The sequence below is a fragment of the Mesorhizobium sp. AD1-1 genome, from assembly GCF_020164655.1.
Lineage (GTDB): Bacteria > Pseudomonadota > Alphaproteobacteria > Rhizobiales > Rhizobiaceae > Mesorhizobium > Mesorhizobium ciceri.
The window spans coordinates 1-14,847 of record NZ_JAIUGP010000005.1 but is presented as its reverse complement, the minus strand read 5'-3'; the positions used below and the strand labels follow the sequence as shown (position 1 = coordinate 14,847).

Sequence of the window (14,847 nt, the reverse complement as noted above, 5' to 3'; positions counted from 1 at the left end):
GGCCCTATTGGTCAGGCCGGATCAGCGCAACCGGCCGATCGGGATGATTTCCGGCGAGGTCACACCATAAGGTGTGCCCTGCCAGTCACCCAGCCACTGCTCGACCAACAGGCCAGTCTCGTCCAGCATCCCCGCAAGATCTTCCTTCTTGGGGAACGCGATCTTGGATTCGGCGCCCAGAACAGGTCTACCGCCCGGAATGTCATAGAAGGTCGAGTAGGTGACGATGCCGGTAGCGGCATCGTGTTCGGCATCATACCAGGCTTTGACCGTGCCGAGGCCGGGATGCGTAACTGCCCGTTCGGAGCGCTGCGGTGTCCATTCCAGCCATTCCTCCTCGGCGGGATTTCGTGTGTCGAAAATGAAGAGCCCGCCGGGAGCGAGATGCTCGGCGATGGTGCCCAGCACCGCCATCTGATCCTCGCCTGTCAGGAAAACCTGGAACGCATGCCCGGTGAGCAGGACCAGGTCGAAACGCCGCCCGAGCCGAACAGTTCGCGCGTCGGCCTCGACCCAGTCGACCCTGTCGCCGCCGGCCCTGCGCCGCGCCACGTCGAGCATCGCCGATGCCGGATCAACGCCAGTGACATTATGCCCATCGGCAAGTTCGGCAGCCAGTTGGCCAGTGCCACAGCCGAGATCGAGGACCGAGCCGCGATTTACGGCAAGACCGATACAGTAATCAAAATCGGCACGGCCGCTTTGATTCTCGATATCATAGAACTGGACGAAGTCGGGATCGCTGTAGATAGGGTCGGTCATAGTCGCTGCCCATACTCCAAATTTCCAGCTGCAGCCCATCAATGCGTCAGGCGGCCGCGTCGAGGCGATAGCGGCGCATCCAGTCGAGGCTGGTGTCGTCAGAGAGCTTTGCGACGCCGGGCCTTACATCTTCGGCGTCTGGTGCTTGAACGCCCAAGACTTCGCAGATGCCTAGCAACGTCGCCGCCGGATTGCTCGAAAGGCGCTCGTAGCCAACCCGAAGCGGGGTTATGCCTTGCTCAGCGAACCAAATGTTCCATGCCGCATCATAGGTCTCGAGTACCTCGACCTCACGCCTGATCCGCTCGAAATCATATTGGGGCTCTTTCGGCGGTGCGACCCTTTCGATCTCGGTGCCGTCGGGAGCGATATGCCAAAGACCGGTCTGCTCTGCCTTGATCAGGGAGACAGCCTGCGCAAGCTTGTCCTCCCGCGAGAGGTGTATGTAGAGAACATTGCCGAATGCTCTTTCGAACCGTGCTCTGTCGGATGGCAGTTTTGGGAAAATCCGGCCGAGGATCGCCGAAAGCTCATCCAGATTTTCGCGCATCAAGCGGAGACCGAAGAGGCCGGTCCCACCCTTGCCAGCGGCGATCGTAGCATTGAGGTAAGCGGCATCGAATTCGCGCTCGCTCATCGCGGCGCGATCGGGCAGCTTCCACTCTTCGGCCCACTCCACCACGTCCTGGCGCCGATAGAATGAGTGCGGATCACCGGCCGTCTTCGTGGACGCCAGAAGCTTGCACAGCAAAGTGCTCCCCGTCCTCGGCGTACCGCAGATAATGTATCCATCGAACATGTTGTGCCCACGCGGCTTGTCAAAGGCAGGGGCTGTCGCTCCTGGTAACATGGCCGCCGCCATAGCTGAAATCCTTGCTGGATGCGACGCCACGGCTGTCGCTTTTTAAATGCCTCTCTCAGACAAAATACCCTGCCGGCAGGGGTCAAATTACCGGTTGCGCACCACCACGCATGCCCCACCGATGCTTTGCAATTTCTGGCAGATGACGTTTGCATCGGCGCGGTGGTCGACACCGATCCTGACCGCATAGATACCCCGCCGGCCGATCGGCGTGCGCACCCGGCTGACCACTGGATCGTGCCCATTGAGCAGGGCCGGGAACCGGCTCCTTACCCTGAGCCACTGGTTGATCGCGGCACTGCGGCGGAAATTGCCGGCCACCTGGATGCCCCACGGCTTTACGTTGATCGAGGCCATCGCCACGGTCCGCGACATGATCACCGGCAGTTTTCGGCAAGCGACGGCAAAATCCGCCTTAGCGTCGAGCGGTTCGACCCTTCCGGCATAGGCTCGGTCGGTGAACTTGTCGGCTGGTTCGCCCATGATGTCGAAGACATAGCTTTCGGTTTCCATCGGCAGGAAACCGCCGGAACTGAGCCAGCGCGACACCCGGCTCTCGCCGGCATTGTAGGCGGCGGCCGCCAGGCCGAGATTGCCGTAGCCGGTTTTCATTTCGGCGAGATATTTCGCCGAAGCCGGGATCGCCTGATTGATGTCGAAGGAATTGGCAAGCCCGCGCATCTTGGCGGTTCCCGGCATGAACTGGGCAATGCCTTCGGCGCCGACGGGACTGACGGCGTTGGGATCGAAACGGCTCTCCTTCCAGATCAGCCGGGCGAAGAAATCCCTGGGCAAACCATTCTGGTCGGCATGCGCCTGGATCAGGTTGCAGACCTTGTCGATAAGCCGTTGCTTGGCGGATTGCGGCGGATCGGCCTGAGCCAGTGTCGACCAGACTAGCCCACACAGCAGGACCAGCGTCGCCCACAGGAAACGCTGCATTTGACCTACTCTGCCGCGGCCTTGCCGCCGCGACCGAACCGCTGTTCGATATAGTCGGCGACCATTTTCTCGAAATCCGCCGCGATCGACGGTCCGCGCAGCGTCGCCGCCTTCTTGCCGTCGACGAAGACAGGCGCCGTCGGCGTCTCGCCGGTGCCGGGCAGCGAAATGCCGATATCGGCATGCTTGGACTCGCCCGGGCCGTTGACGATGCAACCCATCACCGCGACCTTGAGGTTCTCGACGCCGGGATATTTGTCGCGCCACACCGGCATGTTCTTCCTGAGATCTGCCTGGATGTTCTGAGCGAGCTCCTGGAACACGGTCGAGGTCGTGCGGCCGCAGCCGGGACACGCGGCGACGATCGGCACGAACTGCCTGAACCCCATCGTCTGCAGCAATTCCTGCGAAACCTGCACCTCGCGCGTGCGGTCGCCATTCGGCTCCGGCGTCAGCGAGATGCGGATGGTGTCGCCGATGCCTTGCTGCAGCAGGATGCCCATGGCGGCCGACGAAGCGACGATGCCTTTCGAGCCCATGCCGGCTTCGGTCAGGCCGAGATGCAGCGCATGGTTGGAGCGGGTGGCGAGCTCGGCATAGACGGCAATCAGGTCCTGCACGCCGCTGACCTTGGCCGACAGGATGATTTTCTCGCGGCCAAGGCCGATCTCTTCCGCCATCTCGGCCGAGAGAATGGCCGACTGCACGATCGCCTCGCGCATCACCTCTTGCGCCGTCAGCGGAAAACCCTTGTCCTGGTTGTCGTCCATCAGCCGGGTCAAAAGCTCCTGGTCGAGCGAGCCCCAGTTGACACCGATGCGCACCGGCTTGTCATGCCTGATCGCCATCTCGACGATGTCGGCGAACTGCCGGTCCTTCTTGTCCTTGAAGCCGACATTGCCGGGGTTGATCCGATATTTGGCCAGCGCCTCGGCGCAGGCCGGGTGATCGGCCAAGAGCTTGTGGCCGATATAGTGGAAGTCGCCGACCAGCGGCACGTTGATGCCAAGCCGCTGAAGCCGCTCATGAATGCGCGGTACGGCGGCGGCACTCTCGTCGCGATCGACGGTGATGCGCACGATCTCGGAGCCGGCCCGGTGCAGTGCTGCGACCTGCGCGACGGTCTGGTCGATATCGGCCGTGTCGGTGTTGGTCATCGATTGGACGACAACGGGCGCGCCGCCGCCGACGACCACGCCGCCCACATCGACGCCGACCGAGGTGCGGCGGGGGAAAGGAGAGGAAAAATATCCGGTCATGCCGGCAGCCTTTTGTCTCTGGAGCATCTTGTGTCCTGCATGGGCGCACAACGACGCCCCGGGCCGATGCGCTGAGGTCCGGGCATGAGGTGGAGGAGCAAAGATGGCTTGTCAATGGCGACAGGTCGCCACTGGCCGGAATCGGCACGCCGCCAACGACCAAAAACAATCGAGGATCTGGCGAAACGGGCGACGGCCGAAGCGGATATTAAGCCGGTGCAAGTCCAGCTTCGGCTGACAGACCGGTGCTGGGAAATCAAACCCCTCCACGCCGGCGGCGGGGAGCCGCCGGGAAAAGAGGCCGCGGATACCGGGCGGCTATGTCAGGAGGGCATCAATGCGTGGTCGGTTTTCCTCTTAGTTTTTCAATCTCGTCCTTGAGTGCCAGCTTGCGTCGCTTAAGATTCACGATTTCGAGGTCGTCGACCGATGGATGATTCATCGCGTCATCGATTTCACGTTCGATGTCGCCGTGTTTCCGCTGCAACTCATCAAGATGGGATGCAAGAGACATGATTGGTTCTCCCTTTCATGGTTTTCCTCGATTGCAACCGTCACGGCGCGTCCACCGCAGGTTCGCTTCTGTGACGGCACGGTGACAGTGTGTCACCTTCCGCGGGCGATGTCGAATGATCCGTGGTAGCATTCCACGACACTGTGAAATGTGATATGGGCTGCACGCCGGTGACAAAACACCCGGCCCCGCCCAATCAGGCCCAGCTTTGGGCGCCGCAGACGTGCAGACGGTAGAGAATGTCCGATCAGGAACAGGCCGATATTCGCCTCGAATTTTCCCGCCTGAAGCAGGAACACGCCGATTTCGATGCAGCCATCAACGCGATGATCGCCATGGCCTGCGATCCGCTGCAGATCCAGCGCATGAAGAAGAAGAAGCTGTTCCTCAAGGACCGGCTGATGGCGCTGGAAGACAAGATCATTCCCGACATCATTGCTTGAACGATGTGAAGTGCTGACGCTGATCGAGCGCCAGGCAGCGGCGATCTGCATCTCCCTGCGCGGTCGTGTGACGGTGCCTTTGGCCGGTCAATCGTTGGGCTCTTTTTCGCCGGTGCACTAGCCGCGACGGCGCGTCCTGCCGGGCGATCTCGCACATGGAGCACCTCGAACTCGACGGCTTCGTCGCACGCTCTCGGTCAGTGATCCCACCGTTCTGACGGATTGTCCGGCGACGCCGCTGGGAAACCTGCGCCTTCGCGCGGCTCAGCCCCGGCCGTCGACACAGATCACCGCCCGCCCCTCAAAAACAATAACTTTACAAATATTTGTATTTATGTGAAGTCATGACGATTGAAGGATCGACCATGACAGCCACTCGTTTCGCCACGCGCCTAAATTCCTTTGCCTCGCGGCCGCAGGCCGAATGGCCTGATCTTACCGGCAAGCCGTCGCTGCTGCAGATGGCGGCGCGCGCCGCCAAGGTCGGCGGGCTTACCGATCTCGACCTCAACTTTCCCGACCATGTCACTGAAAAGCCTGCGGAAATCGCCCTCAAACTGAGCGATCTCGGGCTTTCTATCAATGGCTTTGCCATGCGCTACTACTCCAACCCCGCCTTCAAGCTCGGCGCCTTCACCAATCCGGATCCGGCGGTGCGCCGCGAGGCCATCGACCTGACCAAAGCCGGCATCGATGCCGTGCGTGAGGCCGGCGCCAGCCTGATGACGCTGTGGCTCGGCCAGGATGGCTTCGACTACGCCTTCCAGGCCGACTATGTGACGCTTTGGCAACACGAAATCGAGGGGATTCGTGAAGTAGCCGCGCATGATCCCGACTGTCAGATCAGCCTTGAGTACAAACCGAACGAACCACGCTCCTACAGCCTGATGCCGGATGCGGCGACGACCTTGCTGGCGATCCGCGATGTCGGCCTGCCCAATCTGGGCGTCACCCTCGATTTCGCCCATGTGCTCTATGCTGACGAACAGCCGGCCTTTGCCGCGGCCCTGGTGGCGCGCCACAGCAAGCTGCTCGGCGTGCATCTGAACGACGGCTACGCCAAGCGCGACGACGGCCTGATGGTCGGCGCGGTGCACACGCTGCAGACCATCGAGCTGCTCAGGCAGATTCGCCGCGACGGTTACGCCGGCGCCATCTATTTCGACACGTTCCCCGACATGACCGGGCTCGATCCGGTGCGCGAGTGCGAAGTCAACATCGCCACCGTCAAGCGCATGCTGCGCGTCGTCGACCGGCTGGAGCAGGACAATCGCCTGTCCGCCGCCATGGACAGCCAGGATGCGGTGACGTCGCAGGCCATCATCCAGGAAATCATGCTCGGGCCGGATAGCTGAGGCATCCGCACCATTATCGTTTTCAACAAGGGAGGAATACAATGAAACTTCTGCTTGCCACTGCTACCGCCGCACTGATGGCGCTGTCGATCGGCTCTGCCTTTTCGGCCGACCTCGCGCCGCTCAATTCCGACACGGAAAAGGACCGCATCGACTGGTCGCAGGTCGAGGCCAAATTCGGCGCGTTCCCCAAGCTGCCCGAAGGCACCAAGGCAGGCGCCGTCTCCAAGACGCTGACCAATGAATACTGGCGCTCGCTGGGCGAGGGCTACACGGCATTCGGCGCCAAGGTCGGCGTTCCCGTCGTCTATCAGGCAGCGCAAAGCGAGGGCGACCAGCTCGGCCAGCTCACCATTGCCGAAGGCCTGGTGACCCAGGGCTACAACGTGCTGCTCGTCTCGCCGCAAACGGATGCCAATCTGCAGCCGATCATGGAGCAAGCCAAGGCCGCCAACGTGCCGGTGGTCAACGTCAATGACGCCGTCATCCCGCAGGCCGAACATTATGTCGGCAATGTCCAGCGCGACAATGGCGTGCGCGTCGCCAAATGGTTCATCAAGAACCGTCCGGATGGCGGCAAGGTCGCCATCGTCGAAGGCCAGGCTGGCGTCTATGCCGCCGTGCAGCGCACCGACGGCTTCAAGTCGACCATCACCGAGGCAGGCAAGTTCGAGGTCGTCGCCAGCGTTCCCGGCAACTGGGACCGCCAGACCTCCTATGATGCGGCCACCAACATCCTGCAGCAGCACCCCGACCTGATCGGCTTTTATGCCAACAATGACGGCATGGCGCTCGGCATCGTCGAGGCAGTCAAGGCCGCCGGCCTGCAGGACAAGGTTGCGGTCTTCGGCACCGACGGCATTTCCGACGCCTATGCCTCCATACGGGCCGGCGAACTGACCGGCACGGTCGACAGTTTCCCGGTGCTGACCGGCGAAGTGGCGTTGGAAACTGCTCTGCGTCTTGTCGCGGGACAGAAGCTGCCCCGCGTCGTCGCCACGCCCCAGGCACTGATCACCAAGGACAATGCCGACCGCTATTCCGGCGCCGGCGCGCGCAAGGCACTGCTCGAGGACGCGGCTGCGGGCCAGTAAGGCCAATCGGCGAGTGCCGGCCAGAGCAATTCGCTCCCGCCGGCACCGTTGCCCGGAGATAGAACCCAATGTCACCCCGGCTGCAATTCCAGGGCATTTCCAAGCTGTTTCCGGCCGTGCGGGCGCTTGACGGCGTGTCGTTCTCGGTAGGTGCCGGTGAAATCCACGGCCTGCTCGGGGAAAATGGCGCCGGCAAGTCGACGCTGCTGCGCATCCTGTCTGGCGTCCACACGCCGACAGCGGGAAGCGTCCTCATCGACGGCAAGCCGGTTACACTCGCCAACCCGGTCGCCGCACGCGCTGCGGGCGTCGCCATGATCCATCAGGAATTGCAGCAGGTACCACGCCTTAGCGTCGCCCAGAACATGTTCCTAGGCCATCCGCTGACGCGCGGCGCCATCTTCGTCGCTCGGCGCGAACAGGAGCGCCGTGCTGCGGAGGCTCTTGCGGCCATCGATCCCTCCATCGATCCGGCTGCACCCCTCGGTACCCTGAAGGTGGCGCAGCGGCAGATTGTCGAGATCGCCCGCGCGCTGCTCGATCGCGCCCGCATCGTTGCCATGGACGAGCCGACATCGAGCCTGACGCCGAGCGAATTCGAACGGCTGGCGCAAGTCATCACCGGCCTCGCCCGCGACGGCGTCGCCGTCGTCTATGTCTCGCACAAGCTGGACGAGGTGTTCGGCATCTGCCGGCGCGCCACCATCATGCGCGATGGCGTCGTCGTCGATTCCGTCGATCTGAACGACCTGTCGGAGAAAGCGGTCGTGGCGATGATGGTCGGCCGCGAACTGGCGCAGGAGCAGCATAATTCCCATGCCACGAACAAGGTCATGCTGAGCGCGCGTGGCCTCTCCTCGGCGACGAAGGTGCGCAACGTGTCGTTCGATCTGCATCGCGGCGAGGTGCTGGGCATTGCCGGCCTGGTCGGTTCCGGCCGCACTGAACTGCTGCGGCTCTTGGCCGGCGCCGATCGCGCCACGGCCGGGACGATTGCAATCGACGGCAAGGCGGCACGGTTCTTCAGCCCGCGTGACGCGATTGCCGCCGGCGTCGGACTGGTGCCGGAGGAGCGCAAACGCGAAGGCATCGTGCCGCTGCGCTCGATCACCAGCAATATGGCGCTGGCCTCGATGGCCGTGTTCGCGCCGCGCGGCCTCATCGATCACGCCAGGTTGAAACAGGTGGCGGCCGAGAAGATGAGCCGCGTCAATCTGCGCCCATTCCTGCTCGACCGGCCGATCCGCCTGTTCAGCGGCGGCAACCAGCAGAAGGCGATCATCGGCCGCTGGCTGGCGGCGGGAACACGCATCCTCTTGTTCGACGAGCCGACGCGCGGCATCGATGTCGGCGCCAAGGCGGAGATCTATCATCTGATCGAGGAACTCGCCGCCGAGGGCCATGCGGTGGTCGTCGTCTCCTCCGAACTGCCCGAGGTGATCCGGCTTGCCGACCGCGTGTTGGTCATGCGCGACGGCACCATCGCCGCCGAACTCGATAGGGCAAATCTCTCAGAACAGGCGATCGCGGCGCACGCCATCCCGCAAACGCAAACGCCGGCCGCACAGCCGGCAAGGCAGTAGTAGGTGACGGATATGTCGGATGCCACTCTGGTGCGGCCCCAGGCCGAATTCCTGCGCGGTGTTTCCATGCGCGACGCCGGCACGCTGATCGGGCTTGTCGTGATCCTGGCCGTGTTCGGCGCGCTGGTGCCCGGCTTCTTCGCCGAGCGCAACCTGATCAACATCCTGCAGCAGTCGAGCATCAATGCCTGTCTGGCGCTGGGCATGACGCTGGTCATCATCTCCGGCGGCATCGACCTGTCGGTCGGGCCGACGGCGGCACTCTCGGCCGTCATCTCGGCCTCTATGATGGTCGCCGGCGTGCCGTTTCCGCTGGCCATCGCCGCCGGCTTCGCCATTGGTCTTGCCTGCGGCCTCGTCAACGGCGTGCTCGTCGCCCATGTTGGGCTGCAGCCCTTCATCGTCACGTTGGGAACGCTCAGCACCTATCGGGCACTGGCGCTGATCTACACCGGCGGCAATCCGGTCCTCGGCCTGCCCCCAGGCTTTCGCGCCGTCTTCAACGGTTCGCTGTTCGGACTGCCTCTGGCGGTCGTCATCGTCGCCTGCGTGGCTGTCGTCGCCTGGGTCGTTTTGAAGAAGACGCCCTTCGGCGAATATCTGCTCGCCGTCGGCGGCAACGAGGAGGCGGCCTACATCGCCGGCGTGCCGATTGCCCGCACCAAGATCGCCGCCTACATGATCTCAGGCCTGCTGGCGGCGCTTGCCGCGCAGATCCTGATCGGCCGGTTGGGCGCCGCCGAACCCATCCTCGGCAATCTCTGGGAGCTCGACGCCATCGCGGCTGCCGCCATCGGCGGCGCCTCGCTGATGGGCGGCAAGGGCAGCGTCGTCGGCACCATCCTGGGCGCCGTCATCCTCGGCGCCATGCGCAACGGTTTGACGCTGATGAACGTCCAGTCCTTCTATCAGCTTTTGGCAACTGGTCTTATAATCCTCGCCGCGATGCTTATCGATCGCGTGACGAGGGGGCGTGGATGACCTTGAGCGGGCTGGACCTGAAAGCGGTAGGACCGCGCATCCGCATGATGATGCCGCATCTCACTCCGCTGGAGGCGAAGGTGGTGGAAACCGTCTTCGGCCGGCGCGGCTTCGACGAGAGCATTCCGCTGAAGCAGATCGCCGAGGAAGCCGGCGTGTCCGAGGCGATGGTGGTCAAGATCGCCAAGAAGCTCGGCTTTTCCGGCTATCGCGACTTCCGCACCGCCGTCTATGAATACAGTCGCCTGCCGACCGCCGAGATGCACCAGGAACTGTCATCCGACGACAGTTCGGCCGAGATCGTGCAAAAAGTGTTCCGCACCTCCATCCAGGCGCTGGAGGAGACGCTGGCGATCCTCGACATCGAGGATTTCGACCGCGCCGCCGAGCTGCTCTTCCGTGCCAAGAACCGGGATTTCTATGGCGTCGGCGGCTCGGCGCAGATCGCGCGCGACGTTTCGCACAAATTCCTGCGCATCGGCATCCGCGCATCCGTCTACGACGATTCGCACATGATGCTGATGTCGGCCTCGCTGCTCGGCGGCGACGACATCGCCGTCGGCTTCTCGCATTCGGGCAACACGTCGGCCGTTATCGACGCCATCCAGTTGGCCCGCAAGAACGGTGCCCGCACGCTGGCCATCACCAATTACGACAACTCGCCCTTGGCCGCCGTCGCCGATATCGTTCTGTGCTCGACCGCGCAGGGCTCGCCGCTGATGGGCGAGAACGCAGCGGCCCGCATTGCCCAGCTCAACATTCTCGACGCGTTGTTCGTCGCGGTGGCGCAGCGCGACTATCAGGCGGCGGAGCGCAATCTCGGCCGCACTATGTCGGCGGTGACATCGAAACGAAAAGACCGGGGCTCATGACGACAACGCCGCTGGTGACCGTGTTCGGCAGCCTGCATTACGACATTATGGTCGACGCCCCCGGCCGCCCGCGCAAGGGCGAGACGGTGACCGGCCATGCCTGGCACCCCAAATGCGGTGGCAAGGGCGGCAACCAGGCCGTCTCGGCGGCGCGGGCCGGTGTGTATGCGGCGATGATCGGCGCCGTCGGCGACGATGATTTCGGGCGGGCGGTGCTGGCCAATCTCGATCGCGCCAAGGTCGACCGCCGCTTCGTGCGGGTGGCCGCTGGCGTCGGCTCCGGCATGAGCGTGGCGATCTTCGACGCAGGCGGCGACTATGGCGCGGTGATCGTCTCGGGCAGCAATCTGACACTGGGCCATGCCGACATTGCCTCTGCTTCCGATGTGGTGGGACAGACGGCGGTGCTCCTGCTGCAGAACGAAGTGCCGGAAGCCGCCAACATTGCCGCCGCACGCGCAGTCAAGGCACGGGGCGGTCGCGTCGTGCTCAACGCGGCCCCCGCGCGCAAACTCTCCGAGGAGTTGATCGCCCTGGTCGACATATTGGCGGTCAACGCCATCGAGGCGGAATTCCTGGCTGGCACGGCAGTGGTCGAGACACTCGACGGGGCCGCGCAAGCCGCACGGCTATTGGCCGATCTCTATCCGGTGGCAATTGTCACGGCGGGCGGCGAAGGTGTCGCCTGTTGCGATCGGAGCGGCGAGGCCTTTGCGCTGTCCGCCATTCCGGTCAAGGTCGCCAGCACGCATGGCGCCGGCGATGAATTCGTTGGCGCGCTGGCCGCGGGACTTGCCCGTGGGCAGACCATGCGGGTGGCCATCACCGCCGCCAACGCGGCTTCGGCCTTGCTGGTCTCGACGCCAGAGGCCGAGCGCGACGGCATCTGACCGGCTGGTTTCCGTCTTGCCAGACCGCAGCAGCGGCCGCCTATCCTTGCGGCCTCGTGCGAATTCCGCTAAGGCGCGCCTTTGTCGCCGGGGAACACGGACTTGGACGATCAACGCGCCGACGTCGCCATCATCATGGGCAGCCAGTCCGACTGGGCGACGATGCGCCATGCCGCCGAAACGCTGGAAGCACTTGGCATCCCGCACAAGCGGCTCATCATCTCCGCGCACCGCACACCGGACCGGCTCTATGATTTCGCCAAGGGCGCCAAGGCGGCCGGTTATCAGGTGATCATCGCCGGCGCCGGCGGTGCAGCACACCTGCCCGGCATGACGGCGGCGATGACGCCATTGCCGGTGTTCGGCGTGCCGGTGGAATCGAAAGCGCTTTCCGGGCAGGATTCGCTGCTGTCCATCGTCCAGATGCCAGCCGGCATTCCCGTTGGAACGCTGGCCATAGGCAAGGCTGGGGCCGCCAACGCAGCCCTTTTGGCCGCCGCCGTGCTGGCCCTGAACGATGACAGCCTTGCCGTCCGTCTGGATGCCTGGCGCGCGGCGCAGACTGCCAAGGTCGCGGCTGAACCGACGGATACGCCGTGAGCCTGTCCGCCGGATCGACCATCGGCATCATTGGCGGCGGCCAGCTCGGCCGCATGCTGGCTGTTGCTGCCGCCCGCCTCGGCTACCGCACCGTGGTGCTGGAGCCGCAAGCGGATTGCCCGGCCGCACAGGTCGCCAACCGGCAGATAACAGCCGCCTATGACGACCCGGCCGCCCTTGCCGAACTGGCAGCGTCGAGTTCCGTCATCACCTACGAGTTCGAGAACGTCCCGGTCGCAGCGGCCAGCGCGCTGGCGGCCAAGGTTCCGGTCTATCCGCCGGCGCGTGCGTTGGAAGTGGCGCAGGACCGGGTGGACGAAAAAACATTCCTCAACGGCATCGGCATTGCCACCGCCGATTTCCACGCCGTCGACAATGATGACGAGCTGGCGGCGGCGCTGAAAGCATTCGACGGCAGCGGCATCCTGAAGACCCGGCGCATGGGATATGACGGCAAGGGCCAGCGCGTCTTCCGCAACATGGAAGCCGGCGGTTTTGCCGGCACATGCGAGGCGATGGGCAATGTGCCGCTGATTCTGGAGTCCTTCGTGCCGTTCGAGCGCGAGATATCGGTGATCGCGGCGCGTGGGCTGGACGGTGCGGTTGTCGCCTACGATCCAGCCGAGAATATCCATCGCAACGGCATTCTCCACACATCGACCTTGCCGGCCGCCATTATGCCGGAGACGGCGCAAGCAGCCCGAACGGCCGCATCGAAGATCCTTGCGGCGCTCGACTATGTCGGTATCATCGGCGTCGAGTTCTTCGTGCTGGCCGATGGCTCGCTGCTGGCCAACGAGATCGCGCCGCGCGTGCACAATTCCGGCCATTGGACGGAAGCCGCCTGTGTCGTTTCGCAGTTCGAGCAGCATATCCGCGCCATCGCCGGCCTGCCGCTCGGCGGCCCGGACCGCCATTCCGACTGCGTGATGGAAAACCTGATCGGCGACGATGTGATACGCGTCCCGGAGCTTCTCGCCGAGCCCGATCTGATGCTGCATCTCTACGGCAAGGCCGAAGCGCGGCCCGGCCGCAAGATGGGTCATTTCACTCGGATCAGACGTCGCGCCTCATAAGGTTGCCTACTGCGCGTCGTCGCTCTCGTCCTGCCCTGGATTGGCGCAACTCCCATCGCCTTCCTCGCAATTGGCCGCGGCAGCGAGCTGCTTGACGCGGTCATTGGTCAATCTGGTCAGGCATTGCGAAACTTCCATCGAATGGATCGATCCGCCTTCGCTGGCGGCGGTGGAATGCGCGCACTCGGCATCGCGAAAAGTGATCCAGGCGCGTTGCGCCACCTGCAGCAATCTCTTGCCGTTGGCATCGTCCGAGCTGGTGAGGTTCTGATAGGCCGTGTTGAGCCTGGCGTCGGCCGCCTGGTAGTCCTCGCCGGCACAGATGTTCATCATTTGCTGGCTGTCGTCGCTGCGATCGCATTCCTGCGCGCGCGCAACCGAAGCTGCCGCCAGCAGGACAAGGCAGGCGGCCAGGAACATCCGGCGCATAGTCGTCTCCAAATCATTTCACGGCGACCGCATCATCCCAGCCGGCCCAGGGCCGCGCAATGCCGCAAGGCCGACATGGCGGATAATTGATGACAGGGATGATTCACAGCCGCTATGGAGCACGCTTGCGGTTGACAGGGACAAGGCTCCTCGTTTATGAGCCACCCACAGTTCAAAGGCGCGTCTTCTGGCGCGCCTTAAAATTTCGACCCAACCGGGTCCACACCGACAGGCAAGACCATGAAGATCAAGAATTCGCTCAAGGCGCTGAAGGCGCGTCACCGCGACAACCAGCTGGTTCGCCGCAAGGGCCGCATCTACATCATCAACAAGACCGCCCCGCGCTACAAGGCACGTCAGGGCTGAGTTTTCGGGCAGGAGGCTGTCGCCTCCGCCCATTTGATGCTTGTCGCCGCCTGCCGGCCTTTTCACGCCAAATTCAGTTTGACGTTCTCTCGCCCGGGACTAGAGTCCGGCGATGCGGATTCTTTTTGCATTTTTGACATCTCTGCTTGTTTCCGGCGTCATTTATGGCCCGGCATGGGCGGATGGTGCTGTCGCGCCGCCGTCCACTCAGGATGCGCCGCCCGTCCCAACGACGAAACAAGCCCGCCTCGATCAGCTGTTCAGCGACTTGAAACGCGAACGCAACGAAAAGGCGGCGGAGCGCATCGCCGGCAACATCTGGAGCGAGTGGTCGCAATCCGGCAGCGCCTCGATCGACCTGATGATGCAATGGTCGCAAAAAGCCGTCGAGGGCCAGAAGTTCGACGTCGCGCTCGATTTCCTCGACCAGGTGGTGACTTTGCAGCCTACTTATGCCGAGGGCTGGAACCGGCGCGCCACCGTCCATTTCATGATGAAGAACTACGGCAAGTCGATGTCCGACATCGACCATACGCTGCAGCTCGAGCCGCGCCATTTCGGTGCGCTGTCCGGCCTGGCGCAGATCATGGCGTTGACCGGCCACAAGCAATCGGCGCTCGAGGCCTGGCAAAAGGTGCTGGCCATCTATCCGATGATGCGCAGCGCCCAGGACCAGGTCGGCACGATTTCGGAGGAACTTGCCGGTGAAGGCATTTGATTGCTCTAGGGGAGTAAGGGAATAGGGCAGTAAGACAGTAGGGGCAGATCGCACCTGCGGAACACACACCCTACTCCCCTACTCCCCTACTCCCCTACTCC

At 63.5% G+C, this 14,847-nt stretch carries 17 protein-coding genes; 11 read left to right on the top strand and 6 right to left on the bottom strand.

Annotation, left to right across the window (positions count from 1 at the left end; genetic code table 11):
• Positions 1 to 21: 21 nt before the first annotated feature.
• From LB519_RS11625 to LB519_RS11605, 5 genes are all read right to left on the bottom strand, one after another.
• Positions 22 to 762, bottom strand: coding sequence for a class I SAM-dependent methyltransferase (locus LB519_RS11625; RefSeq protein WP_224620078.1), 741 nt, complete (start codon positions 760 to 762; stop codon positions 22 to 24).
• Between the two features lie 46 nt (positions 763 to 808).
• Entirely contained in the window at positions 809 to 1,624 is an 816-nt protein-coding gene (locus LB519_RS11620) for a Stf0 family sulfotransferase (RefSeq protein ID WP_224620067.1), read from the bottom strand.
• An 87-nt stretch (positions 1,625 to 1,711) separates the two neighbouring features.
• Positions 1,712 to 2,566, bottom strand: coding sequence for a lytic transglycosylase domain-containing protein (locus LB519_RS11615; protein ID WP_013529219.1), 855 nt, complete (start codon positions 2,564 to 2,566; stop codon positions 1,712 to 1,714).
• 5 nt (positions 2,567 to 2,571) lie between these two features.
• The gene (gene ispG, locus LB519_RS11610) at positions 2,572 to 3,825 is read right to left on the bottom strand and encodes a flavodoxin-dependent (E)-4-hydroxy-3-methylbut-2-enyl-diphosphate synthase (RefSeq protein WP_024502967.1); all 1,254 of its coding nucleotides are present in this window, start codon (positions 3,823 to 3,825) and stop codon (positions 2,572 to 2,574) included.
• A gap of 334 nt (positions 3,826 to 4,159) precedes the next feature.
• Entirely contained in the window at positions 4,160 to 4,339 is a 180-nt protein-coding gene (locus LB519_RS11605; protein WP_013529217.1) for a YdcH family protein, read from the bottom strand.
• A gap of 239 nt (positions 4,340 to 4,578) precedes the next feature.
• Between LB519_RS11605 and LB519_RS11600 the strand changes: the two genes are divergently transcribed.
• The 9 genes from LB519_RS11600 (at position 4,579) to LB519_RS11560 (ending at position 13,233) form a co-directional block, all read left to right on the top strand.
• The gene (locus LB519_RS11600) at positions 4,579 to 4,782 is read left to right on the top strand and encodes a YdcH family protein (RefSeq protein ID WP_013529216.1); all 204 of its coding nucleotides are present in this window, start codon (positions 4,579 to 4,581) and stop codon (positions 4,780 to 4,782) included.
• Positions 4,783 to 5,147: 365 nt separating this feature from the next.
• Positions 5,148 to 6,137, top strand: a complete 990-nt coding sequence (locus LB519_RS11595) for a TIM barrel protein (protein ID WP_127369939.1) — start codon at positions 5,148 to 5,150, stop codon at positions 6,135 to 6,137.
• A gap of 41 nt (positions 6,138 to 6,178) precedes the next feature.
• The gene (locus tag LB519_RS11590) at positions 6,179 to 7,231 is read left to right on the top strand and encodes a substrate-binding domain-containing protein (protein ID WP_024502965.1); all 1,053 of its coding nucleotides are present in this window, start codon (positions 6,179 to 6,181) and stop codon (positions 7,229 to 7,231) included.
• Between the two features lie 68 nt (positions 7,232 to 7,299).
• On the top strand, positions 7,300 to 8,814 hold the full coding sequence (locus tag LB519_RS11585) for a sugar ABC transporter ATP-binding protein (RefSeq protein WP_027162481.1): 1,515 nt from the start codon (positions 7,300 to 7,302) through the stop codon (positions 8,812 to 8,814).
• Between the two features lie 12 nt (positions 8,815 to 8,826).
• On the top strand, positions 8,827 to 9,795 hold the full coding sequence (locus LB519_RS11580; RefSeq protein ID WP_013529212.1) for an ABC transporter permease: 969 nt from the start codon (positions 8,827 to 8,829) through the stop codon (positions 9,793 to 9,795).
• The gene (locus LB519_RS11575) at positions 9,792 to 10,667 is read left to right on the top strand and encodes a MurR/RpiR family transcriptional regulator (protein WP_224620066.1); all 876 of its coding nucleotides are present in this window, start codon (positions 9,792 to 9,794) and stop codon (positions 10,665 to 10,667) included. Before LB519_RS11580 ends, LB519_RS11575 begins: the two co-directional genes overlap by 4 nt.
• A complete protein-coding gene (locus tag LB519_RS11570) occupies positions 10,664 to 11,557 on the top strand; it encodes a ribokinase (RefSeq protein ID WP_224620064.1) in 894 nt (297 codons plus the stop codon). The genes LB519_RS11575 and LB519_RS11570 overlap by 4 nt, the downstream gene beginning before the upstream one ends.
• A gap of 102 nt (positions 11,558 to 11,659) precedes the next feature.
• Complete coding sequence (gene purE / locus LB519_RS11565) at positions 11,660 to 12,157, top strand: 5-(carboxyamino)imidazole ribonucleotide mutase (protein ID WP_063169171.1); 498 nt, start codon at positions 11,660 to 11,662, stop codon at positions 12,155 to 12,157.
• Positions 12,154 to 13,233 carry a 5-(carboxyamino)imidazole ribonucleotide synthase gene (locus LB519_RS11560; RefSeq protein ID WP_224620062.1) on the top strand — a complete coding sequence of 360 codons (1,080 nt, stop codon included), beginning with the start codon at positions 12,154 to 12,156 and terminating at the stop codon, positions 13,231 to 13,233. Before purE ends, LB519_RS11560 begins: the two co-directional genes overlap by 4 nt.
• Before the next feature lie 6 nt (positions 13,234 to 13,239).
• Here LB519_RS11560 and LB519_RS11555 read toward each other — a convergent pair whose 3' ends face one another.
• A complete protein-coding gene (locus tag LB519_RS11555; protein WP_224620060.1) occupies positions 13,240 to 13,662 on the bottom strand; it encodes a lysozyme inhibitor LprI family protein in 423 nt (140 codons plus the stop codon).
• Between the two features lie 240 nt (positions 13,663 to 13,902).
• Between LB519_RS11555 and ykgO the strand changes: the two genes are divergently transcribed.
• Together ykgO and LB519_RS11545 are read left to right on the top strand one after the other, a co-directional pair.
• Positions 13,903 to 14,028, top strand: a complete 126-nt coding sequence (gene ykgO / locus LB519_RS11550; RefSeq protein ID WP_006203764.1) for a type B 50S ribosomal protein L36 — start codon at positions 13,903 to 13,905, stop codon at positions 14,026 to 14,028.
• Between the two features lie 112 nt (positions 14,029 to 14,140).
• Complete coding sequence (locus tag LB519_RS11545; protein WP_224620058.1) at positions 14,141 to 14,746, top strand: tetratricopeptide repeat protein; 606 nt, start codon at positions 14,141 to 14,143, stop codon at positions 14,744 to 14,746.
• Positions 14,747 to 14,847 lie beyond the last annotated feature (101 nt).

Bases quoted from the DNA above. Each gene is read 5' to 3' on its own strand.
- LB519_RS11620 (WP_224620067.1), bottom strand. From the start codon at position 1,624: ATGGCGGCGGCCATGTTACCAGGAGCGACAGCCCCTGCCTTTGACAAG.
- LB519_RS11580 (WP_013529212.1), top strand. From the start codon at position 8,827: ATGTCGGATGCCACTCTGGTGCGGCCCCAGGCCGAATTCCTGCGCGGT.
- LB519_RS11595 (WP_127369939.1), top strand. From the start codon at position 5,148: ATGACAGCCACTCGTTTCGCCACGCGCCTAAATTCCTTTGCCTCGCGG.
- ykgO (WP_006203764.1), top strand. From the start codon at position 13,903: ATGAAGATCAAGAATTCGCTCAAGGCGCTGAAGGCGCGTCACCGCGAC.
- LB519_RS11615 (WP_013529219.1), bottom strand. From the start codon at position 2,566: ATGCAGCGTTTCCTGTGGGCGACGCTGGTCCTGCTGTGTGGGCTAGTC.
- LB519_RS11575 (WP_224620066.1), top strand. From the start codon at position 9,792: ATGACCTTGAGCGGGCTGGACCTGAAAGCGGTAGGACCGCGCATCCGC.
- LB519_RS11605 (WP_013529217.1), bottom strand. From the start codon at position 4,339: ATGTCTCTTGCATCCCATCTTGATGAGTTGCAGCGGAAACACGGCGAC.
- LB519_RS11625 (WP_224620078.1), bottom strand. From the start codon at position 762: ATGACCGACCCTATCTACAGCGATCCCGACTTCGTCCAGTTCTATGAT.
- ispG (WP_024502967.1), bottom strand. From the start codon at position 3,825: ATGACCGGATATTTTTCCTCTCCTTTCCCCCGCCGCACCTCGGTCGGC.
- LB519_RS11545 (WP_224620058.1), top strand. From the start codon at position 14,141: ATGCGGATTCTTTTTGCATTTTTGACATCTCTGCTTGTTTCCGGCGTC.
- LB519_RS11570 (WP_224620064.1), top strand. From the start codon at position 10,664: ATGACGACAACGCCGCTGGTGACCGTGTTCGGCAGCCTGCATTACGAC.
- LB519_RS11590 (WP_024502965.1), top strand. From the start codon at position 6,179: ATGAAACTTCTGCTTGCCACTGCTACCGCCGCACTGATGGCGCTGTCG.
- LB519_RS11585 (WP_027162481.1), top strand. From the start codon at position 7,300: ATGTCACCCCGGCTGCAATTCCAGGGCATTTCCAAGCTGTTTCCGGCC.
- LB519_RS11600 (WP_013529216.1), top strand. From the start codon at position 4,579: ATGTCCGATCAGGAACAGGCCGATATTCGCCTCGAATTTTCCCGCCTG.
- LB519_RS11555 (WP_224620060.1), bottom strand. From the start codon at position 13,662: ATGCGCCGGATGTTCCTGGCCGCCTGCCTTGTCCTGCTGGCGGCAGCT.